Origin of the sequence: Paenibacillus sp. V4I9 (assembly GCF_030817295.1) — a bacterium.
Lineage (GTDB): Bacteria > Bacillota > Bacilli > Paenibacillales > NBRC-103111 > Paenibacillus_E.
In genome coordinates this window covers 742875-768528 of record NZ_JAUSZE010000001.1, presented here as the reverse complement: position 1 = coordinate 768528, position 25654 = coordinate 742875, and the positions used below count along the sequence as shown (strand labels likewise).

Here is a 25654-nt window from a genome sequence, read left to right as displayed (position 1 = left end):
ATGAAACATGTATTAAATCCAGGCCTTCAGGCCGATTTGTTTAATGAAGTCTTCGGTTGATTGAACATCTTTGTCTCGTTCTACTTCCTGTTGTCCACTTGGCTCACCGTTCATAATTTTACGAAACAGCTCTTCGTTCTTCGTTGCAAGCGCGAAATCGATTAATGCTTCTCTCTCGACTTGGTCCGCCTGCTGATGGAGAAGAACTTCTTCAAGCTCGATATCTGACGCAGGTACGTAATAGTGTTTATTATCCTTGGGGACGCGAACGACGTAGTCGAAAATGTTATCGTTATTCCGGTCGTATGCAATAATATATCCATATCCGCCTATAGGCAGATTCTGTTCTAAACTATCGGCAATTACTATTATTTTCTCACCAAGACGAAGCATCTGAATTCCCCCCACCTATATAAACCCACAATCTATAAGTCAACCAGACTTACCCTCTACTCTACTAAAAAAAATAGATGGTGTCCAATTGATAGAGGGATCATTAGTAAAATACGCTATTATTTTTGGAATGAGATGGAAGAAGGTATAATGAATGAAGAACTTTAAATGCAATTATCTGAATGAATAACAAGGAGATTCCACATGAGCGAGAATACCACTAAGAAGCCACGCCCATCTTTGACGGAAGGCCCGATTGCCAAGACGTTAATCTTATTTTCTTTGCCAATTCTGTTAGGTAATGTGCTCCAGACGCTTAATGGTTCTATCAATGCCATATGGATTGGCAAGTACCTCGGTGAAGGTGCGCTTGCGGCGACATCCAATGCCAACATTATCATGTTCTTCTTAATTAGCTCTATCTTCGGCATTGCGATGGCCGTCGTCATCATGATTGGTCAAAATCTCGGTGCTCAAAAGGTAGAAGAAGCTAAAAAAGTTGTCGGCACCAGTACAGTCTTTTTCCTCATTCTTTCCATCGTCGTCGCCTTATTCGGTTTGCTTTTCTCCCATACCATTCTGGGGTGGATGAATACACCTGCGGATGTTAAGGATCTTGCTGTTACGTACACGCGAATCATATTCGCTGGCGTTCCATTTATGTTCGGCTTTAATCTCATTATGGCTATATTACGGGGCTCAGGTGACGCCAAGACTCCTTTCTATTTCCTGCTGTTGTCTGCCGTTATGGACATTGTGCTTAATCCATTGCTAATTCAAGGCATGGGGCCTTTTCCGAAAATGGGGATAGCCGGCTCGGCTGTCGCAACCTTTGTGGCACAGCTGATAAGCTTCGTGCTGTTGATTGTATATTTATATCAGAAAAAGTATTTTCTGCGGATTACGAAAAAGGATATTCCCCTGCTTCGCATTAACTGGATGATCATACGGACGCTGATTCAAAAAGGACTGCCGATGGGATTAAATATGGTCGTGGTTTCCCTAAGCAACTTAATTCTCATCCATCTCGTGAACTCCTATGGTTCTGAGTCGACCGCCGCTTTCGGCGTTGCGATGCAAATATCCAGCTATGTGCAAATGCCAGCCATGGCGATTGGCGGAGCTGTGACTTCCATGGCTGCGCAGAACATTGGTGCTGGGAAATGGGATCGGGTGAATCGGATTACGTGGACCGGTGTTGGGGTTAACATTATTATGACGGGACTTATCGTCGCTCTGCTTCATTTGTTCAACCGTGAGGTCGTCAGTTTCTTCCTTCCACCTGAGGGCAAAGCTATCGCAATTGGCGTACATATTAATAATATAACGCTATGGTCTTTTATTATTTTTGGCGTGTTTAACGTCGTTGCGGGCGTAGTTCGTTCTGCAGGGGCTGTTGTGTTCCCGCTCATTGTTGCCTTTATTGCCCTGCTGCTTGTACGAATTCCGCTTGCTACTGTACTGGCGAACAAGTATGGATTTGATGTGATCTGGTGGAGCTTTCCGGTTAGCTTCAGTGTAGCGGCTGCGCTGAACTTGCTTTATTACCGCTTTGGTAAATGGAAGCAGGCGAGGATGCTTACGAGTAAAGTGTAGAAAAAAGGTCTGCTGAGCCAGTACATAGGGCTTGGGCAGACTATTTTTTATCAGAAAGTATGAGTTAAGCAATATCCGCTTCCGCTACCCGCACGACAAAATCCATACCGTAGGGATACCCCGAGGCGTAAAAACTGAACAAATCCACATCCTGGTTTTGAACAAACGGCAAAGACTCCCCATTGTCCAGCCACTTTACGGAACGAATCGAATCCTTTAAACCCGTAAACGCCCTTGGACCAATCCCGCCTCCACCAACTGTGACATTGGAATGTCCGTTCGATCCCAAGTCGTGAACAAAGAAGTATAATTTCCCGTTGTCTCCCTTCAAGGCAAAATCAGCCCCTACACCTTGGATGCCAGACGGAGTTACGCCATAAATGGCTTCCTCATACATGTGTACCCAAATTCCCATGGTTTCCAATAAAAATTTTTGCAACGAATCCACCATTCCCGAACCGGTAGGACCAATATTCAGCAGATAATTGGCTCCAACTTTCCTGCAAACGCAAATGGTCTCGATTAACTGCTTGACGGATTTGGTCTGAAAGTCTTTTAACCCGTACCCCCAATGATTATTAATGGTCTGGCACATTTCCGCAGCGACATACTTGCTTTTGCCGCGACGATCAAGCGGGGTCGGCTGTCCTTGTTCGAAAGTCACACTGTCAATCTCCGGATGACCGTATTCCCCGCGTTGATGCAGCCCGGAATTATTGACAATAATCGCCTCAGGCTGATACTTGCGAATCATGCCGTATAGCTCATCCTCCCTCCAATCAGCCAAAGGTTTGTCCCAGTTACCATCAAACCAAAACCCACCAATCTGCCCATAATGCTTGCACAGAACCTCTACAGATTTTATTAAATAGTCCAGATAGGCGTTAAAATCCTCTTGGTAACTTTCCTGATACCAGTCGATTGTCGTGTGGTAGAAAAACGGAACAATTCCTTCCTCCCGGCATCCATCCACAAATTCAGCAATGAGATCGCGTCCGGCGGGACTGTGGGGGGCATCATAGTCAGAGAGCCCCCTAGTATCGTACAAGGAAAAGCCGTCATGATGGCGAGTCGTAAGCACGATATACTTCATTCCGGCTTTTTTCGCTACACTCGCAATCGTTTTTGCATCAAAATCCTCAGCCGTGAACGTATCTTTCAGCTTATGATACTCAGCTTTAGGGATTCGATCAATGTTCATGACCCATTCCCCTCGACCCAACTGCGAGTATAATCCCCAGTGAATAAACATGCCGAAGCCCATACGTTCGAAGGCAGCCACATGTGGTGAAGGCTCGGGAATTCGGTTCGAATTCATATTTCCATCTCCTCCTTTGGTTTGCGAGCGCTATCGAATTAAAAGCCTTAGCTGGAGCTGTATAACCGGAACCAGCTAATTTGCACAGTTCCATCGAAGATCAGATAGACATCGCGGATTCCGGCAGCACCTGACAGTGCAGCCTTTACCGTCGTCCAAGCCTGCCAACCGCCAGTAGGTGGCACGGCACAGATGCCTACAAGATGTCCATCTGGCGCGTCGAGACGTATTTCGATCTTCGCACCCGCTTCTGCTTGGGCAACCCGAGCTTCAAACGCATCCACTCCGCTGCCTAAATCGGCGTTCTGAAAGGCTATCCAGGCTGCAACGCCATGATTGCGAAGGCTCGCTCCTCCGCCTTCGCAGCACGCGTCCAAGTAGACGCCTTCATAGTCGTCATAGTTCGCGGCACGAACGGGATCATCCAACTTACGCGCTGGAATCGTTTCTCCATGCACGGAAAAAGATGCCTCCGCGAGCAAACTGCCTGAAGAAGAGCCAACCATTACCGTGTAAGCACCGCTTTCCACACAATACCGATCACGCGTTACGTCCCAAAAAGCAAGTTCTGCCATTAGAAGTGTAAACGTTACGATTTCGCTTTGACCGGGCAGCAGATGCACGCGCTGGAATCCTTTCAATGTCTTAAACGGACGTTGAACGCGAGATTCGTTGGCGCGAGCATACAGCTGGACAACCTCATCTCCAGCGAGATTTCCGATGTTTTCTATGCGGATAGTGACCTCCAATTGTCCATCAGAGTTGATCTCTGCGTCACTAAGCCGCAGATCGCTATATTGAAAATCGGTGAAAGAACGCCCGTGGCCGAAAGGATAGAGTCCTTCACCATCAAAGTACTGATACGTTCGTTTCCCTTTGATGATGTCATAATCCATCAAATCCGGCAGCTGGTCCGCAGAGCGGTACCAGGTCATGTTAAGTCGGCCCGCCGGATTATAATCGCCGAACAACACATCAGCGACAGCGTGCCCGAGTTCTTGTCCGGCGTGAGAGCTGTAGAGCATAGCAGGGATATGCTCATCTTCCCAGACCACGGCAAACGGGTAGCTGCCGACGATAACCACGACCGTGTTCGGATTTGCTTCGAACACGGCGCGAATGAGCGCTTCCTGCGCAGGCGGAAGCGTCAGGTCTTGACGATCAACGCATTCCTTACCGTTGATGAACGGGTTGTTGCCGACGAAGACCACGGCGGCTTCAGCGGATTTAGCGGCATCCACCGCTGCGCGGATGCCGTCCTTCACGACGTCGATCTCGAAGCGATCGGCGTCACCCGACTGACCGGCTCCGCCGCTGACGGTCAGCTGCCCGCCCTCGCCGGCCGCTACCGGATGGCCGGCCCATGACTTCATCGCGGCTTCGGCGGCGTCCAGCGCCTCGAAGCCGAAGGCTTCCTTGACGAACCAGCCGCGGGCTTCGTCGGCAGTTGCCGCGAGTCGGCCGTCATCCGTCTCGGTGACGAACTTACCGCTGTCAGCGGAGCGCAGCGTGACGCTGCCCCAGCCCCAGTCAGCGCGGTCGAACAGGGCCGCGTCGGCCGCGTCTGTGCGATCGGCTGCAAGCAACTGATGTGCTTCATTACTAAGCCCAACGTACGCGCCAACAGCCTTGTTACGAAGTCTTATTCTATCGGAAGCCTCTTCAAAGATGACTGTCTTCCCAGCCATCTTCTCTTGAATCCCTTGCACTGGTGTGATTCGATAGGCAGGCGTGCCGCTGTACCAATCCGTATAAACGGTATTCGCGAGCGGCCCTATGACAGCAATGCTCTCCAATCCTCTTTTAAAAGGGAGAGATCTATCATTCTTAAGCAATACGATCGATTCACGTGCAGCACGTAAGGATAATTCCGCATGCTCGGGTGCACATAGTTTGGACTCTGGTGTATTGGCATACGGGTTGCCTTCCTCTGGATCAAACTCCCCTAGTCTGAATCGGACACGAAACGTATTGCGCAGAGCCTGATTCAAGTCCTCTTCATTCAATAATCCTTGCTCTAGCGCGTCGTGAATGGCTCGAAGCGAAATCTCCTGATCGTCCGTTATGCTGTCAATGCCGTTCTTGATCGATTCCGCAACCGCTTGGGCGTAAGAATGCATGTGTTTATGCTCGCGCACCGTGCCTAGAACATCGCCCGCATCGCTGACAACAAAACCATTCATCCCCCATTCACCCTTCACAATCTCGTTCACATCGGGATTCAGATTGCAAAGTGTGCCGTTGACGGCATTGTAAGCCGTCATCATCGAGAGTGCACCACCCTCTTTGAAAGCTGCCTCAAATGCTTTCAGGTAATATTCCCGCATATTACGCGGATCCATGCTGACCGAACATTCACCCCTATCAATTTCGTTATTATTGCCTAGGAAATGCTTTAATGTAGCAACCGCCTTCAAATAAAACGGGTGCGGTCCTTGCATGCCTTTTACCAACTCTGTAGAAATCCGTCCTGTCAGATAAGGATCTTCTCCATAAGCCTCCTCCGTACGCCCCCAACGAGGGTCACGTTCCATATCAACGGTCGGCGCCCATATCGTAAGTCCATTAATCGCAGGATTCCTCTGAAAATATACCCTTGCTTCATCACCGATTGCTGAGCCAATCTCACGAAGCAAATCTGGATTCCATGTACACGCCAGGCCGATATTTTGCGGGAACACTGTCGCTTCGCCCAGCCATGCGATCCCATGTGCCCCCTCCGTCCCATGCTTATATGGCTTTACACCAAGGCGGGGAATTTCCGTTTGATACTGGCACATTAGGTTTATTTTTTCTTCTAGGGTGAAACGGGAAATCAAATCAATAACACGCTCTTCGAGCGGTAATTCCGTGTTTTGGAACAGCAAAGTCGTATCTATGTTCATACCTAATTCACCCCTTATAGTTGTAAACGTTTACCATTCTTGCCTGCACCACTTATTTGAAAAAGAGCCCGTGAGACACGGACCCTTTCATCAATTTATGCCATACTTCTATTCGTTCCAGAGCTTCACTCTGTCTTTCACCAACTGTGTGAATTGTTCACCCATTTTCTTCACGCCGACTTTCTCCAGATCTGCCATGAAAGCATCCCATACTTTATCGAAGTCTTCCGGCTTCGCTAGAATCGCCTCTGGGATCCGTTTTTTCATAATATCTTCGGATTTTTGGAATGTGACTTGTATATCGGAGCCTGTTGGCATCGAAATTCCCCAAGCAGCGCCGTACTTTCTAACTGGGAATTCTCCATCTTTTGGCCACAGATCTTTATAAGTTGTAACATTATAAGCTTTCAATGTTTCAAGGTCTGCTTTTGTATAGTTCTTTTGGATTTGTTCAGGGAAACTAGTCGTATAGTAGTTGCCGGTAGGATCTTTAACTCCATCACCATAGCGTGCGGACAGAAAGTAGTTTCCGATTCCATTTTCTTTCTTATAGCCGCTCGGGTTGTTGGTTTTTTTGTCCTGCGCTTCAGGTGTAAGTACACGCTTGCCATTTTCCACCTTGTAGTCGACGCCCTCAATGCCCCAGTTAACCAATACTTGGCCTTCATCCGACGCCAACCAATCCAGAAACTTGATCGCACGAACGGGATCTTTCGCTTTCGTTGTAATACCGATTCCCCAGCCTGCTAAATAACCTGTATCTTGGAAGGAGTGATCTTTTATATTCTCATTCAAAGTTACTGGGAAATGCGCATAGGTTTGATCCAACTTGCCGTCTTTCTTTAAGACGTTTTCGCCGTCGCCATACTCCCAATTTTGGTCAATCAGACCAAGCACTCGGCCGCTGGCTATTTTCGCTTTATATTGATCGTATTTTTGCACAAAGCTTTCCGGATCGAGCAATCCGATACTGTTCATATGATTAAGCCATTTGAAATACTCTTTTTCTTCAGGACGCAGGAAATGGTACTTGGCTTCATACGTATTTTGATCGATATTGAACTCGCCGTCATCTGGAGCTCCTGTTGTGTAGAACGCCGGGTTCGTCACAGAGATCAGAATACGCCAGTCGTCTGCTAGCAAAGACAATCCGACTGTTGGTTTTCCATCCATGGTTGGATGCTTTTCTTTGTAGGCTTTTATAGCGTTCTCATAATCCTGCACGGTCTTGATTTTCGGATAACCAAGCTCTTTTAAAACCTGATGCTGAAGTTCAAATCCACCCCCAGCATCAAAATACTTTTGGTTCACTCCTGCGGATGGAAGCACATAAATAGCGTGATTATCATTGCTGTAACGGAGCCTTTTCAAATAATCGCCATACACTTTTTTGATGTTCGGACCGTATTTGTCGATTAGAGGCGCAAGATCCACCATAGCACCGGCATCGATTAGCTTTTGCACATCACCTTTCCCACTAATCAGATCGGGGTATTCACCACTGGAAGCCATTAGAGCAATTTTTTGATCTGCAGCGCCTACCGGGAATTCTTCTTTAAGCGTTACTCCGGTTTTTTCTTTAATTTTCTTACCAACTCCGGATTGCATATCGTCCCAGTCTGCATTCGGATCAGCGCTAAACATAGAAAAAGTTATCGGTGCCAATTCATTTGAATCAGCTGCCTTCGTACTGCCTGGTGTTGAAGATGCAAGATCTGAAGCGTCTTTGGAGCAGCCTGTCACGGTTACGATAGCTGCAGTAAGCAAGACTGCTGTTATTGTCGCGGCTTTCTTTCTCATGGTTTGTATCCTCCCTTTATATGTACAATCTATTGAATCACAGGAAACCCTGTCATTACCACATCCCTTTAACTCTTTACAGCACCAAGCGTAATCCCTTTAACAAAATATTTTTGTAAAAATGGATATACAAGTAAAATGGGTACGGAGACAACCATTGTAATCGCCATTTTAATGGACTCAGGTGAAACCTTCGCCACATTTTGCATAACATTGGGATCATGTGATTCGTTGCCACTTTGTGTACTCTGGAGTACTTTCATTAACTCATACTGCAGGGTGGTCAACTTTTCATTCGAGCTGTTATATAGAAATGTATCGAACCAAGAATTCCAATGTCCTACAGCAATGAACAAAGCAATCGTTGCTAGTACCGGCTGACAGAGCGGCAATATAACCTTCCAATAAATAGTGAAATCATTGGCTCCATCGATTTTTGCCGATTCTTGCAAAGCATAAGGCAGCCCATCCATATAAGATCGAATGATGAATACGTTCCAAACTCCGAGGATACCAGGAATGATATAGACCCAGAACGTATTAATCATGTGCAGATCACGCATCAACATATAGCTAGGAATCAAGCCGCCTGAAAAATAGAGTGTAAGTGCAAACAACATGGAAACCGGTTTACGAGCTTGGAAATCTCTACGTGACAAAACAAAAGCGACCATCGATGCACTACCTACACCAAGAATGGAACCGATTACTGTGCGCAGCACGGAGTTTTCGAATCCTCTGATTAGACCTGGAAAACGAAAGATAGACTGATAGTTTTGCAAGGTGAAAGCGCGAGGCCAAATATGTATACCGCCCCTCACCGTATCGACAGAATCATTAAGGGATATAGCTAATACATTCAAGAAAGGATATAAGGTAGCAATTGCTGCTAAAATCATAAGAATGTAGAGAAACAGATCGAAAACAATATCGAAGTAGTTTCTCCTGAGTAATACTTGCATGCTCCCACCTCCTAAAAGTTTTGCTTTAGCAAAACTAGCATCATAAGCATAAGTTTAGATAATCGTTTCTTTAGTAACTTTCTTATAGATGGTATTGGCTGTTATGACAAGAACAATACTTACGACTGAACTGAAAATACCAACCGCGGTACCAAAGGAAAATCGTCCTAATTGAATCCCATATTTAAGCGCATATAATTCCAGCACTTCCGCATAGTCGAAAACGAGCGAGTTTTGCAGCTGAAACTGCTTTTCAAAACCGATGCTGATCAAATTGCCAATCGACAAAATGAATACAACCATGAATGTGGTACGAATACCTGGCAACGTAATATGCCAAATGCGGCGAAATCGACCCGCGCCATCCACGGTGGCTGCTTCATACTGCTCCTGATCTATACCCGCCATGGCTGCAAGGAAAATGATCGAATTCCAACCGGTTTCCTTCCACATATCGGAAGCGGTTACAATCCCCCAGAACCAAGTGCCTTTGGCCATAAACTGCACAGGTTGATCGATGATATGAAGCTTCATAAGCAGTTCATTAACGGCACCTCCGTCAATAGAAAGCATCTTGGTCACCAAGCTGGCTACAACAACCCAAGATACGAAGTGAGGCAAATAGGAAATGGTTTGAATGGAACGTTTGAACAATTGCCCCTTGAGCTCATTCATCAGAATAGCAAACACGACAGGTACTGTAAAACCAACGACAAGCCCCATGATACTCATACCCAGCGTATTCTTTAATGCGTTGTAAAACCGCTCATCCATAAACAATTGTTTGAAGTTATCGAATCCGACCCATTGCTGCTGCAGAATCGATTTCCCAGGCTTGAATTTCTGGAATGCCATTAACCAACCCCACACAGGCACATAATTAAAGATGATCACGTAGATGACAAAAGGGATCGACATCATATAAAGATAGCGCTGTTGAACCATCGTTTTCCAAAACTTCGAAGACTTTTTCCGATCCGTAAGGTGGATGGTCGTCTCCGTAGATAGCGTTTTCATAGTATCCCTCCGTTTATCTTATATCTCTATCATACTGGATGATTCCCATTCAAAAAACCACCCTAATTCAGCTTCAAATCATGTCAAAATAGCGCTTTCAAGAATTCGGTTACATAGGGATGAAATAAAAGAGATTGCCTCCTATCCAGTTCTCAGGCTAGATAGAAAGGGCAATCTGTTCAATTCTTCTTCCCTTTAAACGAGGAAGGCGATTCGCCTACATATTTCTTAAACTTGCTGTGAAAATAATCTGCATTAGCATATCCAACACGCTGAGCGACTTGATGGACCTTGTGCCCTTCACCCAGCAGCTCAATCGCTTTCTGGATGCGGATTTGATCCAGGTAGGTGTGAAAGTGTGCGCCGGTATAGTTTTTAAAGATTTTACCTAAGTATCCGCTTGTATAATTAAACAACTCCGCTAACGTATCCAATTTTAAATTCTCAGCATAATGCCGCTCGACGAAATCCATAATCTGCTTTAACAAAGGTTCATTACTAGAGACACTAATCTGGTTGGTCAAGTCACATAACTGTTGACGGATGCGATTTTGGATGGCGGACAAGTTCGGCTGCTCATAAATTTGCGCAATGATGGTCATGGCATTCTGCACGATGGTGTACGTTTTATCGTTCAGCCCAGCCAGCTTGTTCAATACCATAGAGATCAGCTGTGCATAGTTCGTTTTTAAGCCATGCTCGCTGCTATCATAGGTGATAAGCTCTGCTCCGGCAAGTTGGAGCAAGTGTTCCAAGTTTTCTTTATTCCCCATATCCATTGCGTAGTAGATCTTCTCGGCTAAGGAGACGATGTCTAAAGCTGACAGATGCTCGCTTGCTTGAATGACATCATGCTGAGCAATAAGCTCATCGCCATAGAGAAAATGCTTCGTAAGCAGGTTCGCTGCTTCTCCGAAGGAAGTGCTAACTTCATTACTTTGCTTAACTACACGACCTATGGCACTATGGAAGATATGCTCAGGCAGAGCCGCCTTTATCTCACTGTAAACACGACTCCTTGCTCCTTCATCCACAATGGGCTCCGTTAAAAGAACACCAATATAGGGGTTCGCTGTAAAGACAACACCTCTTCGCTTTTTGGTCTCAAACAAGTCGATTAAACGTTGTTGGATTAAGGCGTAGATGCGAGAATCAGTCTTTTGTGACTGAGCCAGTTGGAGCAGCAGGACTTGATATCCTCCCGCTGATGCTCCAATTAGAGCTTCAACATTATCCGGTATGGACCGCTGGTTATCATCCGCTGCTATTAAAGCTTGTATGCATTCCTCTCTACGCTGCGCCTCACTTTTTACACTAAATTGGGATAACTCCTCTTGCTTCTGAAGATACTTATAAATCCGCATTAATTCAACCACAATCTCTTCTTCGTCCACTGGCTTGAGCACATAGCCATCCACCTGTCCGATAATCGCTCTTTTCGCGTAATCGAAATCCGCATATCCGGTGAGGATAAGAAACCTGCAGGCAGCATCCGTTTTGCGAATTTCCTCAATGACCTGCAGCCCATCCATTACCGGCATGCGAATGTCAATGATAATTAAATGCGGCGCCAACTCTGCATACTTGCTCATCGCTTCTCGGCCGTTCATCGCATCACCTACAACCTGAAAGCCATAACGCTCCCAATCGATCAATGTCTGCAAGCCCGCGCGAATCATAGGTTCATCGTCGACAATTAACACTTTGTACATTCTTCTCACCCCTGAATCGGTATCGAAAAATAAATGCGTGTCCCAAATACCTCATTAGAAATAATCGTCAAGCCATAGGTGTCGCCATACATTAATTTAAGCCTTTGGTGCACGTTACGCATGCCAATACGATGCTCTTGTTTGTCCTGGGTGTCGCTCATCGACTCCGTAATCTCCATCAGTCTAGATTCACTGAAACCAACCCCATTATCGATTACTTCAATACGCAAATGATGACCTTCTATCGTCGCATGAACCTTCAAAATTCCGTTTTCCTCCATATACTCCAAACCATGAATGACCGCGTTTTCAACAAGTGGCTGTACGATCAGAGGGGTAATCATCATGTCGCTAACTCCCTGATCCAAATGAATTTCATACGTCAACCGATCTCCAAACCGGAACTGCTGTATATCTAAATAACAACGAATCATGTCAAGCTCATCCTTGAGTGGAATTAGACCCCCCATGATTTCAAGCTTTTTGCGCATTAGCTTGCCCAGCGTTCGAATGATGCCGGAAATTTCTGCTTCGCCTTTCAGATGGGCTTTCATTCGAATCGATTCCAGCGCGTTAAACAGAAAATGCGGATTGATTTGACTCGCCATCATCCTCAGCTTAATCTCTTTTTGCCGCAGTTCTAACTGATTGTTTATTCGGTTTGACTCATGAACCTCGTCCATCAACTCCCGAATGCTTCGGACCATGTTATTGAACTGTCTAGCGAGCATGCCAACCTCATCATGCCCATCAATTTCTGAAGTAACATGCAGATCTCCTAGCGCCACTTTATTGATCTGTTTGTTCAACTGAAGCATTCTGGACGTTAACATGTTGGAAAAGAAATAAATGAGGACAAAGGCTACAAGTAAACTCGCTAACGTAATGTACAAACCCATATAGCTGATCTTGTTGGCTTTGCCAACGATACTCTCGACTGTGAATACGGATACAATTCGCAAGCCTCTATCACTTAACGTCGGTATGAGGTCGTTGATGAGAACTTTAGAATCTCTTTCTTTGAACCGCGTCTGGTACGTGCCTTCCGGCTTATTCAGAAAGTCTTTGGCGAAATCCAATTCATTTAAGTTTTTGCCGACCCATTCCGTGTTCTTAGCAGCAACGATATTTCCAATGCCATCCAAAATCATCGTATCAAATAACTCTTGACTAACGATCGCATTTATTTCGTCAGGATTAACATCAATCACCAGCACACCACTGGTTCGGTAGTTCGGGAAATAAATCCTTTTTACCAAACTAAGCACTTTTCGATTATTTTTCGTTTCATCCCCGATATAGTACCAACTGATCTTCTCTGTTTTTTTATTCATTGCTTCCTGGTACCAAAAAGACTCCAGAATCGCAGGGGAAGGCTGTATGAAATTCCAATTGTTTAGCGTTGTTGGATTCGTTGTGTAGAGCCGGATATTGTAGACCTCTTTATACAGCTTTACAAAATCGGTAAAATCCTGGAACTCTTTATAAGCGCTTACAACTTCATAAATGGATTGATATTGCGTGTTAACTACACGTTCCAACCGCGGATCAATCATCAGTTTGTTCGAAATCTCAATCGGAATCCGGAGAATGTCGGATGCACGCTTATTAATTTTCTCCACGTTATTGGATGTCTGTCCAATCGCATCATTGAGAACCGATTGCCGAAATGCGTTCGTCAGGAACACACCCACGATCAGTACCGGAATGACCACGACCAAAATGAACGCGAGAATAATTTTATTTTTTATCCGAATATTGTTCGTCTTCTTCATGAAGTATTGGAGCATCGTCATCACCACTCGGCGCGAGAAATTTGTCGTACTTTTTATTATAATACAGTTTCATGATAACGGACTACAGGAGAGATTAGGCAGATTATCATGTCAAAATTAAAAACCTTCCGAAGCCATGTGAGATGACTTGGAAGGTTCTATGGTTGAGATGGGACTTTATTAGCCTTTGACGGCACCTGCCGTCATACCGTCAATAAGGAATCGCTGCATGAAGACGAACAGGATGACGACCGGCAGTACGGATAAGACAGAGGCAGCCATAATACTACCCCAATCCGTCATGTATAACCCTTTAAACAGGGTGATGCCGGGCGTAAGGGTGCGATGGGCTTCATCATTAATGAACACAAAGCCAAACATAAATTCATTCCAAGCATTCACGAAAGCAAATAACGCGGTAGCAATTAAGCTTGGTATGGAAACCGGAAGGATAATCCGGAACAGGATGCCTACTCTCGAGCAACCGTCAATTTCGGCCGATTCCTCCATCTCGTACGGGATGGAATCGATGTAACCTTTTAGCATAAAGGTACAAAGTGGTACCATGAAGGTCGTATAGGCCAAAATCATCGAGTAATACGTGTCTAGCAAATGATAATTTTTCATCAGTAAATACAAGGGAATAAGCAGCAACACGCCCGGGACCATTTGGGACAGCAGCATCGTTATACTCACAGCCTTCACACCACGGTAGGAGCTGAACCGACTTAAGGCATAGCCAGCAAAAATCGAGATAATCAGCGAAAGGATCGTCGTCGTCGACGCGACATACATGGAGTTGCCGAAAAACGTGACAAATTTGGATTCCAACAGCACCCGCGAGAAATTACCAAACGTTAGGTTATTAATCATAAATGTCGGGTGACTAGTCCGGACTTCTTGGATTGGCTTTAATGCCGTATCTGCCATCCATAGGAATGGAAACAGGCAGTAGGTTGCAAGAATGACGAGTACACCGTAGGTGAGTACTTGCAGCCAAAACTTTTGCTTCTTGCTCATAAGCATGCCATGCACCTCCTATTTTAGGCTATTTTTTTAGCGGATCGGACGTACAGCAAGAGAAAGGCAACCATCATAAAACCAAGCATCATCGAAGCCAAGGCCGAGGCTGCGCCTACATCGTACTCTTTCATCGCATAGCGGTAAATCATCACAGGCAGTGTTTCCGTCGAATTAAAAGGGCCGCCTTCCGTCATGACCCAGATAAAGTCAAAATTGATGGCTGTCCATATGATATGCACAAACACGAGTACCAGGGAGACGGACTTAAGCTGGGGCAGAACAATGTTGAAAAATCGCTTGGTGACACCCGCTCCGTCGATCGCCGCGGCTTCAATCATTTCTTTGGAAACCGACTGCAGGCCGGCGAGCAGACTGATTGTATAGAAAGGAAAACTTCTCCATATGTTGACGAAGGTTACGGTTAAAAGTGCTGTATTGATTTCGCCCAGCCAATAATAGGGCTTATCGATTATTCCCAGCTTCACCATCCAAATGTTCATAATGCCGTAGTCCGGTGCGAGCATCCATTGCCAAGTTAGTCCGGCAACAACGATCGGTACGACCCATGGGATAATAATAATACCGCGAAAAATGGCTCTACCTTTCAAAGGCTGATTTAACGCAACAGCGGAAATAATACCGAGCAAATACTCTCCGATCACAGATAATACCGTCCAAACAACCGTGTACCTCAAAGAACTCCAAAAATTCTCATGCTGAATAACCTCTTTATAATTATCCCAACCGGCAAACCCATGAATCGTTTTATTCACTAGGTTTTTGAAATGAAAGCTATCCCATATGACCGTTATCAAGGGATACGCAATGAGCAGCAGAAAGAAAACTAGGGCAGGCAGCACGAACAGGTTGGCTATCAGTCTTGTTTTACGTTCGCGCCCGAAAGGGGATTTTCTTCCCGGGTATGTTCGATTTTCTATCGTTTCTCTAATATCCATATTCTCCACCGTTATCACCATTTTTGGGTAAAGTAAAGCAGGCATAGTCAGGGTATGCCTGCTTGGTATTGGGTCTTACTGTATGGTTAAACTCTATTTCGAGCTCAACTCTCCGGATTTCTTCAAGTCATTGTTGATCGCTTCAGATAACCATTTCGCGACGTCTTCAGGCGCATCGTTTTTGATGAGGGCACGTGCAATCGAATCTTCCATATCTTTGGTAATTCCACCTAGCGAAACACTAGGGAATACGACGCCTGTCGAAGCTAATTCTGTAAATCCTTTGCCCCAAGGGCTGTCGCTTACCATGTCAGAACGCGGTGAATTGGTTGGGCGAATGCTAGTTTGCCAATCTTTGCTCATAATAAAGGTAGCAAATTCAAAAGCTTCTTTCGGATGCTTACCCGATTTATACAAGTAAAGCGGGCTCACCTCAAGGAAAGTAGCTGATTTCTTTTTGGATGGCGGAGCCGTTACCTTGACATCCTTCATTTCCTCCGGATTCTCTTTGCTGCGTCCTTCAATCCATGGGCCGTTGACAACCATCGCATATTGACCTTGCGCAAAATTCGTATCCTCTTCCTGCCAGCCCCATGTCTTCGCTTCGGACCTGATCGCTCCTTTAGCAAGCAGATCTTGGTAGAACCGATAAACCTCACCTGCGCGTTTCAACTCATCGGCGTTGTCTTTCCATGTGTTCTTGAATTTACCATCATCCATTTTCTTCGCTATGACCAGGTCATTTTGCGCAAATAAGGAGAGGAGTTCTTGTGGGGAGCGAACTCCCGCAGCCGCAATACCGAATGCTTCTTTGCCGGTAGCCTGCTTCACTTTACCTGACATGGCGAGCAATTCGTCCCATGTTTTCGGCGGTGCATCGTAGCCTGCTTTCTTCAGCATGTTCTCGTGATACAGTAATGCGCGAATACCTAGGTAATGAGGGAGCGCGAGCACTTTGCCTTCCGCTGTAAGGGAGGCCATGACATTCGGATAAACTTTATCCTTGTCGCTCCATGCATTATAAGAAGCCGTCAGATCTTGGAGGGCATCCATTTTCATGAACTCTCCAAACCATTCGCTAAGTCCCCAGCTTAGATCAGGCGCGTTACCCGCATTAATCGCCGCAATCAGCTTATCATGCAGCACATCAAACGTAATGAGTTGTACGTTAATCTTAATGTTTGGATGAGCTTCCTCAAATTTCTTGATCTGTGCTTTGGTCTTCGTCTCTTCTTCCGAATTCGGTGACCAAGCTGCCCAATAGTCCAGCTTCACCGGCTCTTGATTAGCTGCAGTCGTTGCTGCAGCTTCTTGTTTTTTTGGAGCCTCTGTCGGGCTGCCCCCATTAGCTGCTGTGTTGTCGGACTTTGCACATCCTGCCAGAACCGAAAGCGCTACGATACCTGACAATACTGCTGGAACTATTCTTTGATTTGCCATACGTCCAAGTCCCTTCCTTTATCCCATTGTTTGTTGGTTTTGCTTACATTCTTATTGTACAAAGGGATGATCGCCTGCAACATGTGACAATACTCAGAACAAAGTGGAAAATATTCAGATGTCATTATGCAGCTGGGCTCGATATTGTTTGGGAAGTAGACCTGTCGTTTTTCGAAACACTTTGCTAAAATACCGCTGGTCCTGATAACCTACACGCTCAGCTATTTCATAGGAGGTCAAACCACTGCTTGCAAGCAGCAGCTTAGCCTGATCCATACGAACCTTCGTCAAATAGTCGGAAAAGTTTTCTCCGGTGACGCTTTTGAACATGGAACAGAAGTAATTTTTATTGAGATAAAAATGCCGCGCAATGCTTTCCAGATTAACCGACTGGTAGTTGTCTTCCACATACTGTTTGATGCTGTAAATAAGCTGCTTTCCGCTCTTCATTTTGTGGTTGTTCGTGACGCTTTTGAGCAGTTGATCCATTATGCTGCGGAGCAGTCGTTGAACTTGATTCACTTTGAGTTCCTGAACACCCGTTCTTGCCTCCTGAAGCCAGAGCGGAATTTGCTCTGAGCGGTGTGAAGCGTGTGCAATTTTATCAACCAATAAAGTAGCTGCCTGCTTGAAGTCTTGCAAGCTCATGGTCGCCATTGCCTGCTGATGAAGGGCCTCTTCGAGCTTTCGCAGCAAACCAGCCTCGCTGTCGATCGTCCCTGTATCGACTAAGCATTCAAGCAGAACTTGCAGCTCCTTCCATTCCCTGGACTCGACCTGCCCTGCTTTATCCGGTTCCTCGCCATAACGTACGATCGTCTCCTGCGTACCGAAACGGATCGTTTCCATTGCATGGACACCTTCGAAATAAGCGGTCGTGAGCGCATCTATGCGCTGCTTCTGGACACTGATACCGATCAGGGCGCGCACACGCAAACAGGTTGTTAATGACAAATGAATGCGTCTGGCCCACTTCATGACGTCATAGAACGTTCCTTTGGCCTCACATACCGCGACAAATTCATTCGATTTATGCAGGTTGCGAAACACAGTACCGCCCTGTTCCTGCAAGATTTCCTCCAAAATGTTTCGTGCGGCAAAGTAAAAGATGGATCGATCCCCGCGATAACGATCTTGAATATGCTCATCCAGATCGATAAGGTGAATAACAAGGGTATGGTACTTATATTCCGGCAGCGCCAAATACAGCTGCTCGGCGCGCACAAAAATGTCAATCTCGTCCTTAATCCGCCCCGCTACAATTTGGCTTAACAGCTCATCCCGCATGAGCACAATCCCTTGATTCAGGACCGCTTTTTCATTGATTTGCTCGATCCTCCGATTTGAGTCCAAAGCGAGCTGTTCTACGGCCCTGCTTAATGTGCGAATCAACTCCACCTCTTGCAAAGGCTTCAATAAATAGTCGAACGCATCCAGCAAAAAAGCAGGCCGAGAATATTGAAAATCACCGTATCCGCTAAGTACGATGACCTTGCCCGTAAATTGTCCGCGTTTCATCCATTCCATAAAGCTGAGCCCGTCCAGCAGCGGCATTTTGATGTCTGTAATCACAATATCCGGGAGATACTGCTCAACCATAAGACAAGCTTCCTCGCCATGATAGGCATCACCTACGATTTCCCAGCCTAATTGTTGCGCAGGTATACATGCTTTCAATTGTTCATGAATGGCTTCTTCATCATCGACAATGAGTATTTTCATCGGGCGACCCCTTTTCTCACATCCGTAACCTCTTCCCGAAGGGGAAGCTCAATCACAACGATCGTCCCCTTGCCTTCTTTACTTAATAGACGAAGTCCAAAGTCCTTCCCGCACAGCAGCTTCAAGCGTGTTTGCACATTATGAAGACCAATGGAATCGCTGGTTTTATTCAAAAGATCTTTGACCGACGGCGGCATACCCGCTCCGTTATCTATAATATAGATGCGAAGCTTGTTCTCACCCCGGTCCTCTCGGACATAAACCTTCAGTATTTTCTTGGACTTTCGGGAAGGAATTAAGCCATGATCGATGGCATTTTCAATAATCGGTTGGAGAATCAGCTTCGGAACGTACACGGTCTGCAGCGCCTCTTCCAAGCGGATATTAATGCGTAAAATTTCCGGATAACGCTTGTTGATAATATATAAATAATTGCGGATATGCCGAATCTCTTCTCTCAGCGTTACCCACTCTTCCTCAATATTCATATTGTAGCGATACATATTGCTCAGGCACTGGCAGATGATCTTCACATCCGGCGCGTTTTGAATCATGGCGATACTGGACATCGTCTGCAGGGTGTTATGCAGGAAATGCGGTGAAATTTGGGCCTGCAGCGCCTTAATCTGCACCTCTTTATTCACAAGCTGGAGCTTCAAATCATGATCGATCAGCTGCTCTATTTGTTCCGCCATCTGATTAAACTGATTACCGAGAAAGCCTATTTCGTCCTGCGTAAGCACGTCCGTTCTAGCGGTATAGTCACCAAGTTGAATCCGAGCCATATTGCGATGGAGCAAAACAATCGGCTTCGTTATACCGAAGCTAAGCGTCAGCGAGAACCCAATCATCAAGATAAAAGCAAGAATAATGACGGCAATCGCTACATTACGGAAAAAGAGCAAGCTAGGATTGATCATGTAGGTATACAATAGCTTCCAACCCAATTTCTCAAAATTCGTTGTAACCAGCTTACTGCCCGGCGCCAATGAGCTATCTTCCAGCTTGGCATTGATTTGGTTAACATCCGTATGATAAACGATCACTTGCAAAGCGTTCGTCAAGATAACCTGGCCTTTGTAGTAGGTATTGTATTTTTCAATACGCTGCTGCAGTGAAGTGCCTTGAATATCAATAACAAGTAGACCCACGCGCTTTCCCCGGTAATTTAAGGGGTGCAGGTATTGGTAGATGGGTTGCTCATAGAAACTTTGCCTATGGTAAACCAGAAGTGGTCCCTGTTCACTGCTTTGTTCCATCATATCCATGAGGCTGTTCAAATATTTCGGGTCTAAACCGGAAAAAGAGACCGGTATATAGGAGAAAAAGCTGCCTGCTGACTCCCCCTTGGAGTTGACCAAGTAAATACCGAGAATATCTTTGAGCTTGGAATTGTAATACATGCCCCAGAACAAATCTCGCGTGTCGCGAAGAGTATCATAATTTCGGCTGTTATCCGGCTGGTAATCGGCACCTCGTCGTAAGCTTTCGAGTAGATCAAAATTGTAATATACCCGATAGGCCGTATCATATAAATCTTGATTGTAGTCTTCGATTTGGCTTTTCATATCTTGCGAAATGCGAGACTGGGCCTGCTCAGCATCATTACGAATGGTTTGTGACACCTGATACAATATAATGCCGGCCAGAATCGTGATCGGTATCCCTGTTGTCAGCAGCATCGCCATTAAAATTTTCATCCGAATTCGTTTGATTTTCATCGGGTCACTTTCCTTCTGTATGCATGGGATAACCTAGTAATGAAACATATTTCTCGGTATAAGGGTAAAATCCTTTTCTTCGCTCAGGCGAATCGGCGAGAAGACCACCTGCGTTTAAGCAAGTGGCCTTTAGGTCACTTATTAAGTATAAAATAGCTTGGCTCATAACGGCATGAGACAATGTTCAGAGGCATGTGGAAAATATTCAGTTACTAAAAAAACTTTCCGAAGACCTATAAGAGGCTGGGAAAGTTCAGTGGAACTGATAAACTACAACTGCAAGAGATCTTTATGGATTTTAATAACAATCTTCTTATTCGTCTTGACCTCGGAAATGGAGCAGTTCGGACGGTGGATATCCGATGGGAAGCAAACCGCAAACATGCCTGGTTTCAAAAGAATCTCGGTTTCTTGCTGCGAAGGATCCGATTCGTAAAAGGCGATATCATGCGAGTCGAACTTATTATCGACCACTTTGGCGTCAGGATGGAGCTTGTAGAAACAAAGCTTTTCCTCGCCGCTGACCAGAAATTGAATATCCGTATATATTACATGAGACTCAGGCATTTGCTCCGCAGATGGTCGGGTCACAACCTCCTGCACATTGGCAAACATAAGATGACCATTATCGCCTTCTAGGTCATATCTACCCGCTTCCGCTTCACCTAAGTTGCGATTCAGAATGTAATCGATACCTCGTCCAACCGCTGTGGGCCACAGATGGCGTTCTTGTTCAAAATGCCTAACGTCGCTAATAATCATTCGATACATGACTCCTTTTGATACACTGAATAAAATACTACTTTTACTATAGCCTATGACGAAAAAAAAGACCCGCTTTTTTTAGAAAAGCGAATCTTTCTTCGTTCTATTAATCGAGATGAAATGCGAAAATTACTCAGCAGGACGCGGACCAGGATCCATACCTGTTTCAGAAGCCGTCATTAACGGTTTAACCGTGAGCTCAGCATGTACATGAATTTGGCAGGATAAGCGGATATTGTCTTCCGTGATTCCTTTAGTCTCTCGAATAGCAGCCTCTGTCGAATTCATGGGACCAGCATCCCCCTCAATGATTTCAACACGGCAGGTTGCACATCTGGCGTTACCCCCACAGCGATGCAAAATGTCTACCCCTTGGTCCATGAGGGACAAAACGAGCTTTTTTCCTTCTTCAGCCTCAAATGTTTCTGCTTCTTTCCCTATAACTTGAATCATCGGCATCATAAATTCCTCCTTTTTAACCTTTGTTGCCTAATTGGCGTCATAGCAAACACGAAGCAAAAAAAAACGTTCACACCATTGACGGTGAATGATCCCCCGAACAGTGTGAACGTTACTAGGCTGCCTTATTACTAAAGTTTAAAACTTTTCTTGCTTTGCGCCTTCCCAATCCGCCAAAAACTTCTCGATCCCCGCATCTGTCAGCGGGTGCTTGCTCATGGATTCGATAACCTTGTAAGGCACTGTAGCGATATGTGACCCTGCAAGAGCAGCTTCAATCACGTGAGCAGAGTGACGAACGCTGGCAGAGATGATTTCGGATTTGATACCGTGTACTTGGAAAATTTGGCTGATTTCTTTAATTAGATTCATACCCACTTGGTTGATATCATCCAAACGTCCAATAAATGGCGATACGTAAGTTGCTCCTGCGCGTGCAGCAAGTAAAGCTTGCGTCGAGCTGAAGATCAAGGTTACGTTCGTTGGGATGCCCAGTGATCTGAAAACGCTAGTCGCTTGAAGTCCATCCAATGTCATTGGAAGCTTAATAACAACATTTGGGCTTAGCTTAGCAAGCTTCTTGCCCTGCTCAACCATTTCGTCTGCTTTCAATGAAACGACTTCTGCACTAATCGGTACATCGCCGACAATGGAGATAATTTCTTTCACGGTTTCGAAGAAATCTCTACCTTCTTTAGCAATCAGTGAAGGGTTAGTTGTTACTCCTGCTACTACACCTAACGCGTGAGCTTTGCGAATTTCGTCTACATTGGCTGTGTCGATAAACAATTTCATCTGTATCCCTACCTTTTCTCCCTTTTGTGGGCTCTTATTGGAAATACTTCTGTCTGATTTGTTGAACGATTGCATCTGCTGTAAAACCGTATTCACGAATTACTCGATCTGCCTTCGCTGATGCACCAAATTTACGGATGCCAACAACGAAGCCATCGCCTCCCGTAATCTCTTCCCATCCTGCAGGATAGGCCATCTCAATGACAACATTTGCTTTTACTTGTGGTAAAAGGATGGCACTGCGCACCTCTTCTGGCTGCTGCTCGAACAATTCACGGCTTGGCATGGAAATAACACGAGCCCCAATACCATCTTGCGCCAACTGCTTCTTCACGTCAAGTGCTAAGCTCACTTCAGAGCCCGTTGCGATAAGTTGAATATCAGGGGTCGCTGATGCTTCAACATCAGATAACACATATGCTCCTTGATGAATATGAGCATAAGCAAGCTGATCCGTGCCCGGAAGCACCGGCAAATTCTGACGTGAAAGCGCGAATACGAACGGGCCTTCCTTCGCTTGGAGAACATACTCCCAAGCTGCTGCAGTTTCGTTAGCGTCCGCAGGACGGAACAACGTCAGATCCGGAATCATGCGCAGGGATGGAATCTGTTCGATTGGCTGATGCGTAGGGCCGTCTTCGCCGACAGCGATGCTGTCATGCGTGAACACGTACGCAACTGGGAGCTTCATGAGCGCGGACAAGCGAATCGCGCCGCGCAAATAGTCGCTGAACACGAGAAACGTTCCGCCGAAAGCGCGCAATCCGCCGTGCAGCAGCATGCCGTTCAGCGCTGCGCCCATGGCGAACTCGCGGACGCCGAACCAGAAGTTGCGGCCGCTGTAATCGGCAGCGCTGAATGCCGCGGCGTCATTAATCATGGTGAAGTTGGAGCTCGCTAGGTCGGCGGAGCCGCCTACTAGTTGAGGTACCCGCTTCGCCAAGCCGTTAATCACTTTGCCAGAAGCTGTACGCGTCGAAATAGCGCCGCTCTCTGGGGTAAAGCGCGGCACATCGGCGTTCCAGTCCGCTGGAAGGTCGCCGCGATTCGCGAGTTCGAATTGCTGAGCGAGCTCCGGGTGCGCAGCCTGGTAGCTGTTCCACAGCTGCTCCCAGCTGGTTTGGGCTTGAGCGCCCAGTTCCTTGTGCTGGGCGAAGTGCTTGTAGACCTCAGCCGGGACGTAGAAATCCGGCTCGAGCGGCCAGCCCAGAGCCTGCTTCGTCAGCAACAGCTCTTCTTTGCCTAGCGGCGAGCCATGCGTACCGCCGTGGCCGCCTTTGCCGGCTTTGTTCGGACTGCCGTAGCCGATCGTTGTTTTGATTTCAATCAGGGTTGGACGACCCAGATCCGCCTTGCCTTCTTCGATCGCGGCGGAAATCGCCTCGACGTTGTTTTGTTCTTCCACACGTAAGTATTGCCAACCATAGGATTCAATACGCGTCCGGATATTTTCAGAGAACGACATGTTTAACTCGCCGTCGAGCGAAATATCATTTGAATCGTAGAGCACAATTAGCTTGCCCAATTTCAAATGACCTGCCAAAGAAGCAGCTTCGGAGGAAACACCTTCCATCAAGTCGCCGTCTCCGCAAATAGCATACGTGAAGTGATCAACGATTGGGAAGTTCGGTTTATTGTAGACGGAAGCTTGATGAGCTTCGGCCATTGCCATACCAACAGCCATGGCAACCCCTTGGCCAAGTGGTCCCGTTGTCGCTTCTACACCTGCTGTATGACCATACTCCGGATGCCCGGGTGTGCGGCTGCCCCATTGACGAAATTCCTTGATGTCGTCAATGGTTACATCATAACCACTTAGGTGCAGCAAACTATAAAGCAGCATCGAGCCGTGTCCTGCAGAAAGAACAAATCGATCACGATCAACCCATTTGGGATTCGTCGGATTGTGCTTCAAGTGCCGTGTCCAAAGTGCATACGCCATAGGCGCAGCACCCATCGGCATACCAGGATGACCCATAGCCGCTTTCTCGACTGCATCGATTGTAAGCGTTCTAATTGTATTGATGCTTAACTCTTCAATGCCAACAGTTGTCTGATTCAAAAGAGATTCGCCTCCATCAATTTGGTTGTATTAATTCCATCTACTCTTTATTATAAGGATAGATGAAGCATTCAAATAATTGATAGTTTCGATACTCGCTATAGAAGGTGTCTATATGGTGAACTTTGAGCTTTATAAAGTATTTTATCTGACTGCCAAATCTGGCAGCTTATCTAAAGCAGCAAAAGAGCTTTATATTACCCAGCCCAGCGTCTCTCACTCGATCAAATTGTTGGAGGAGACTCTGGGGCTGCAGCTGTTTGCCAGAACGTCCAAAGGCGTCGAGCTTACTAAGGAAGGTGCTGTGCTGTTTTCCTACATCGAACAGGCTTACAATTTCATTTCACTCGCGGAAGAGAAATTAAGTGAGCTTCGTAATTTCTCGAGCGGAGAAATCAAAATTGGCGGCAGTGACTCCTTGTGCAAACACTATCTGCTCCCTTTTTTGGAGTCATTTCACGTGCAGTATCCACATGTGCAGATTAACTTAGTCCACGGAACGACACCGGAAATTGTGAAGCATCTGAAGGAAGGCAAGATTGATATTGGAATTGTCAGGACGCCTATTCTTGATGATCAATTGCAAGTGCACGAAGGTATTACTATTCAGGATTGCTTCGTAACGGGGCCAAAATACCGAGAGCTGTCAATGGGAAAAGTCTCCCTTGCTAAGCTGTTAACCTACCCGATCATCTTATTTTCGAGTAATAGCTCATCACGGAAATTCGTCACCCGAATTTTCAGTGAAAATGGCTTACTGCTGGAACCGGAAATTGAGCTCGGCAGCGTGGATTTACTCATCGAATTCGCAAAGATCGGCTTTGGCGTTTCCTTCGTAACCAAAGAATTTGTAGCGAAGGAGCTGGCAGACGGAAGCTTGTTTGAGGTGAATATTGACGCTACCATTCCGTCGACTAAGATCGGAATTATCACTTTGAAAAATATGCCGCTATCGACCGCGGCTTCTGCTTTCGTTGCAGAGCTGGAGAGTCCCGGGGATTGAGCCGAGGTGAAAATAACTTGGAGTCGGTACCTGAACACCTCTACGCGGCCTGAGAGCGCCAAAAAGGCGCTTTCAGCTTGCTTTTTCGCTCCTAACATGCACAAAAACTCCAAACTTACAAATTAAGCGCCTTTTAGGCGCTCTGAACTTGATAGACCTCCCTAGGAGAGCGGATGGTTGGGAGCGGGAGGCTGGGGGCTAGTGTGGAAACCCCATCCGAGCGCAAACAAAGGCACGCCCAGCCAAACTG

General features: G+C 46.1%; 19 protein-coding genes. 2 read left to right on the top strand and 17 right to left on the bottom strand.

The window, feature by feature from the left end; genetic code table 11:
* Nucleotides 1–12 precede the first annotated feature (12 nt).
* Nucleotides 13–393 (bottom strand): ATPase, encoded by a 381-nt coding sequence (locus QFZ81_RS03625; protein WP_171693625.1) that lies wholly within the window; start codon nt 391–393, stop codon nt 13–15.
* Between the two features lie 204 nt (nt 394–597).
* Between QFZ81_RS03625 and QFZ81_RS03620 the strand changes: the two genes are divergently transcribed.
* Nucleotides 598–1989 carry an MATE family efflux transporter gene (locus QFZ81_RS03620; protein ID WP_307601469.1) on the top strand — a complete coding sequence of 464 codons (1392 nt, stop codon included), beginning with the start codon at nt 598–600 and terminating at the stop codon, nt 1987–1989.
* 64 nt (nt 1990–2053) lie between these two features.
* Here the strand turns inward: QFZ81_RS03620 and QFZ81_RS03615 are convergent, their stop codons facing one another.
* From QFZ81_RS03615 to tkt, 16 genes are all read right to left on the bottom strand, one after another.
* The gene (locus QFZ81_RS03615) at nt 2054–3307 is read right to left on the bottom strand and encodes an alpha-L-fucosidase (RefSeq protein ID WP_307601467.1); all 1254 of its coding nucleotides are present in this window, start codon (nt 3305–3307) and stop codon (nt 2054–2056) included.
* A 47-nt stretch (nt 3308–3354) separates the two neighbouring features.
* The gene (locus tag QFZ81_RS03610) at nt 3355–6192 is read right to left on the bottom strand and encodes a glycoside hydrolase family 3 protein (RefSeq protein WP_307601465.1); all 2838 of its coding nucleotides are present in this window, start codon (nt 6190–6192) and stop codon (nt 3355–3357) included.
* A gap of 108 nt (nt 6193–6300) precedes the next feature.
* Nucleotides 6301–7992: an ABC transporter substrate-binding protein gene (locus QFZ81_RS03605; protein WP_307448021.1), complete on the bottom strand. Its 1692-nt coding sequence runs from the start codon at nt 7990–7992 to the stop codon at nt 6301–6303.
* A gap of 68 nt (nt 7993–8060) precedes the next feature.
* Entirely contained in the window at nt 8061–8954 is an 894-nt protein-coding gene (locus tag QFZ81_RS03600; RefSeq protein ID WP_307601463.1) for a carbohydrate ABC transporter permease, read from the bottom strand.
* Nucleotides 8955–9008: 54 nt separating this feature from the next.
* Entirely contained in the window at nt 9009–9971 is a 963-nt protein-coding gene (locus tag QFZ81_RS03595; RefSeq protein WP_373463628.1) for an ABC transporter permease, read from the bottom strand.
* Nucleotides 9972–10150: 179 nt separating this feature from the next.
* Complete coding sequence (locus QFZ81_RS03590; protein ID WP_307448027.1) at nt 10151–11683, bottom strand: response regulator transcription factor; 1533 nt, start codon at nt 11681–11683, stop codon at nt 10151–10153.
* Nucleotides 11684–11688: 5 nt separating this feature from the next.
* A complete protein-coding gene (locus QFZ81_RS03585; protein WP_307448029.1) occupies nt 11689–13473 on the bottom strand; it encodes a sensor histidine kinase in 1785 nt (594 codons plus the stop codon).
* A 165-nt stretch (nt 13474–13638) separates the two neighbouring features.
* Nucleotides 13639–14484 (bottom strand): carbohydrate ABC transporter permease, encoded by an 846-nt coding sequence (locus QFZ81_RS03580; protein WP_307601461.1) that lies wholly within the window; start codon nt 14482–14484, stop codon nt 13639–13641.
* Between the two features lie 17 nt (nt 14485–14501).
* The gene (locus QFZ81_RS03575) at nt 14502–15437 is read right to left on the bottom strand and encodes a carbohydrate ABC transporter permease (protein ID WP_307601459.1); all 936 of its coding nucleotides are present in this window, start codon (nt 15435–15437) and stop codon (nt 14502–14504) included.
* A gap of 93 nt (nt 15438–15530) precedes the next feature.
* Nucleotides 15531–16877 (bottom strand): ABC transporter substrate-binding protein, encoded by a 1347-nt coding sequence (locus QFZ81_RS03570; protein WP_307601457.1) that lies wholly within the window; start codon nt 16875–16877, stop codon nt 15531–15533.
* A gap of 114 nt (nt 16878–16991) precedes the next feature.
* Nucleotides 16992–18599 carry a response regulator gene (locus QFZ81_RS03565; RefSeq protein ID WP_307601454.1) on the bottom strand — a complete coding sequence of 536 codons (1608 nt, stop codon included), beginning with the start codon at nt 18597–18599 and terminating at the stop codon, nt 16992–16994.
* A complete protein-coding gene (locus tag QFZ81_RS03560) occupies nt 18596–20320 on the bottom strand; it encodes a sensor histidine kinase (RefSeq protein ID WP_307601452.1) in 1725 nt (574 codons plus the stop codon). The genes QFZ81_RS03565 and QFZ81_RS03560 overlap by 4 nt, the downstream gene beginning before the upstream one ends.
* A 270-nt stretch (nt 20321–20590) precedes the next feature.
* Nucleotides 20591–21082, bottom strand: coding sequence for a NanQ anomerase/TabA/YiaL family protein (locus tag QFZ81_RS03555; protein WP_307448047.1), 492 nt, complete (start codon nt 21080–21082; stop codon nt 20591–20593).
* 132 nt (nt 21083–21214) lie between these two features.
* Nucleotides 21215–21544: a 2Fe-2S iron-sulfur cluster-binding protein gene (locus QFZ81_RS03550; RefSeq protein WP_307450077.1), complete on the bottom strand. Its 330-nt coding sequence runs from the start codon at nt 21542–21544 to the stop codon at nt 21215–21217.
* 138 nt (nt 21545–21682) lie between these two features.
* Nucleotides 21683–22339: a fructose-6-phosphate aldolase gene (gene fsa, locus QFZ81_RS03545; RefSeq protein ID WP_047682483.1), complete on the bottom strand. Its 657-nt coding sequence runs from the start codon at nt 22337–22339 to the stop codon at nt 21683–21685.
* A 34-nt stretch (nt 22340–22373) separates the two neighbouring features.
* Nucleotides 22374–24401, bottom strand: a complete 2028-nt coding sequence (gene tkt / locus QFZ81_RS03540) for a transketolase (RefSeq protein WP_307448054.1) — start codon at nt 24399–24401, stop codon at nt 22374–22376.
* Nucleotides 24402–24516: 115 nt separating this feature from the next.
* On the opposite strand from tkt, the gene QFZ81_RS03535 reads away from it, so the two are divergent.
* Nucleotides 24517–25404: a LysR family transcriptional regulator gene (locus QFZ81_RS03535; protein WP_307448057.1), complete on the top strand. Its 888-nt coding sequence runs from the start codon at nt 24517–24519 to the stop codon at nt 25402–25404.
* The last annotated feature ends 250 nt before the right edge of the window (nt 25405–25654 follow it).

Bases quoted from the DNA above. Each gene is read 5' to 3' on its own strand.
- QFZ81_RS03625 (WP_171693625.1), bottom strand. From the start codon at position 393: ATGCTTCGTCTTGGTGAGAAAATAATAGTAATTGCCGATAGTTTAGAA.
- QFZ81_RS03620 (WP_307601469.1), top strand. From the start codon at position 598: ATGAGCGAGAATACCACTAAGAAGCCACGCCCATCTTTGACGGAAGGC.
- QFZ81_RS03615 (WP_307601467.1), bottom strand. From the start codon at position 3,307: ATGAATTCGAACCGAATTCCCGAGCCTTCACCACATGTGGCTGCCTTC.
- QFZ81_RS03610 (WP_307601465.1), bottom strand. From the start codon at position 6,192: ATGAACATAGATACGACTTTGCTGTTCCAAAACACGGAATTACCGCTC.
- QFZ81_RS03605 (WP_307448021.1), bottom strand. From the start codon at position 7,992: ATGAGAAAGAAAGCCGCGACAATAACAGCAGTCTTGCTTACTGCAGCT.
- QFZ81_RS03600 (WP_307601463.1), bottom strand. From the start codon at position 8,954: ATGCAAGTATTACTCAGGAGAAACTACTTCGATATTGTTTTCGATCTG.
- QFZ81_RS03595 (WP_373463628.1), bottom strand. From the start codon at position 9,971: ATGAAAACGCTATCTACGGAGACGACCATCCACCTTACGGATCGGAAA.
- QFZ81_RS03590 (WP_307448027.1), bottom strand. From the start codon at position 11,683: ATGTACAAAGTGTTAATTGTCGACGATGAACCTATGATTCGCGCGGGC.
- QFZ81_RS03585 (WP_307448029.1), bottom strand. From the start codon at position 13,473: ATGCTCCAATACTTCATGAAGAAGACGAACAATATTCGGATAAAAAAT.
- QFZ81_RS03580 (WP_307601461.1), bottom strand. From the start codon at position 14,484: ATGCTTATGAGCAAGAAGCAAAAGTTTTGGCTGCAAGTACTCACCTAC.
- QFZ81_RS03575 (WP_307601459.1), bottom strand. From the start codon at position 15,437: ATGGATATTAGAGAAACGATAGAAAATCGAACATACCCGGGAAGAAAA.
- QFZ81_RS03570 (WP_307601457.1), bottom strand. From the start codon at position 16,877: ATGGCAAATCAAAGAATAGTTCCAGCAGTATTGTCAGGTATCGTAGCG.
- QFZ81_RS03565 (WP_307601454.1), bottom strand. From the start codon at position 18,599: ATGAAAATACTCATTGTCGATGATGAAGAAGCCATTCATGAACAATTG.
- QFZ81_RS03560 (WP_307601452.1), bottom strand. From the start codon at position 20,320: ATGAAAATCAAACGAATTCGGATGAAAATTTTAATGGCGATGCTGCTG.
- QFZ81_RS03555 (WP_307448047.1), bottom strand. From the start codon at position 21,082: ATGATTATTAGCGACGTTAGGCATTTTGAACAAGAACGCCATCTGTGG.
- QFZ81_RS03550 (WP_307450077.1), bottom strand. From the start codon at position 21,544: ATGCCGATGATTCAAGTTATAGGGAAAGAAGCAGAAACATTTGAGGCT.
- fsa (WP_047682483.1), bottom strand. From the start codon at position 22,339: ATGAAATTGTTTATCGACACAGCCAATGTAGACGAAATTCGCAAAGCT.
- QFZ81_RS03535 (WP_307448057.1), top strand. From the start codon at position 24,517: ATGGTGAACTTTGAGCTTTATAAAGTATTTTATCTGACTGCCAAATCT.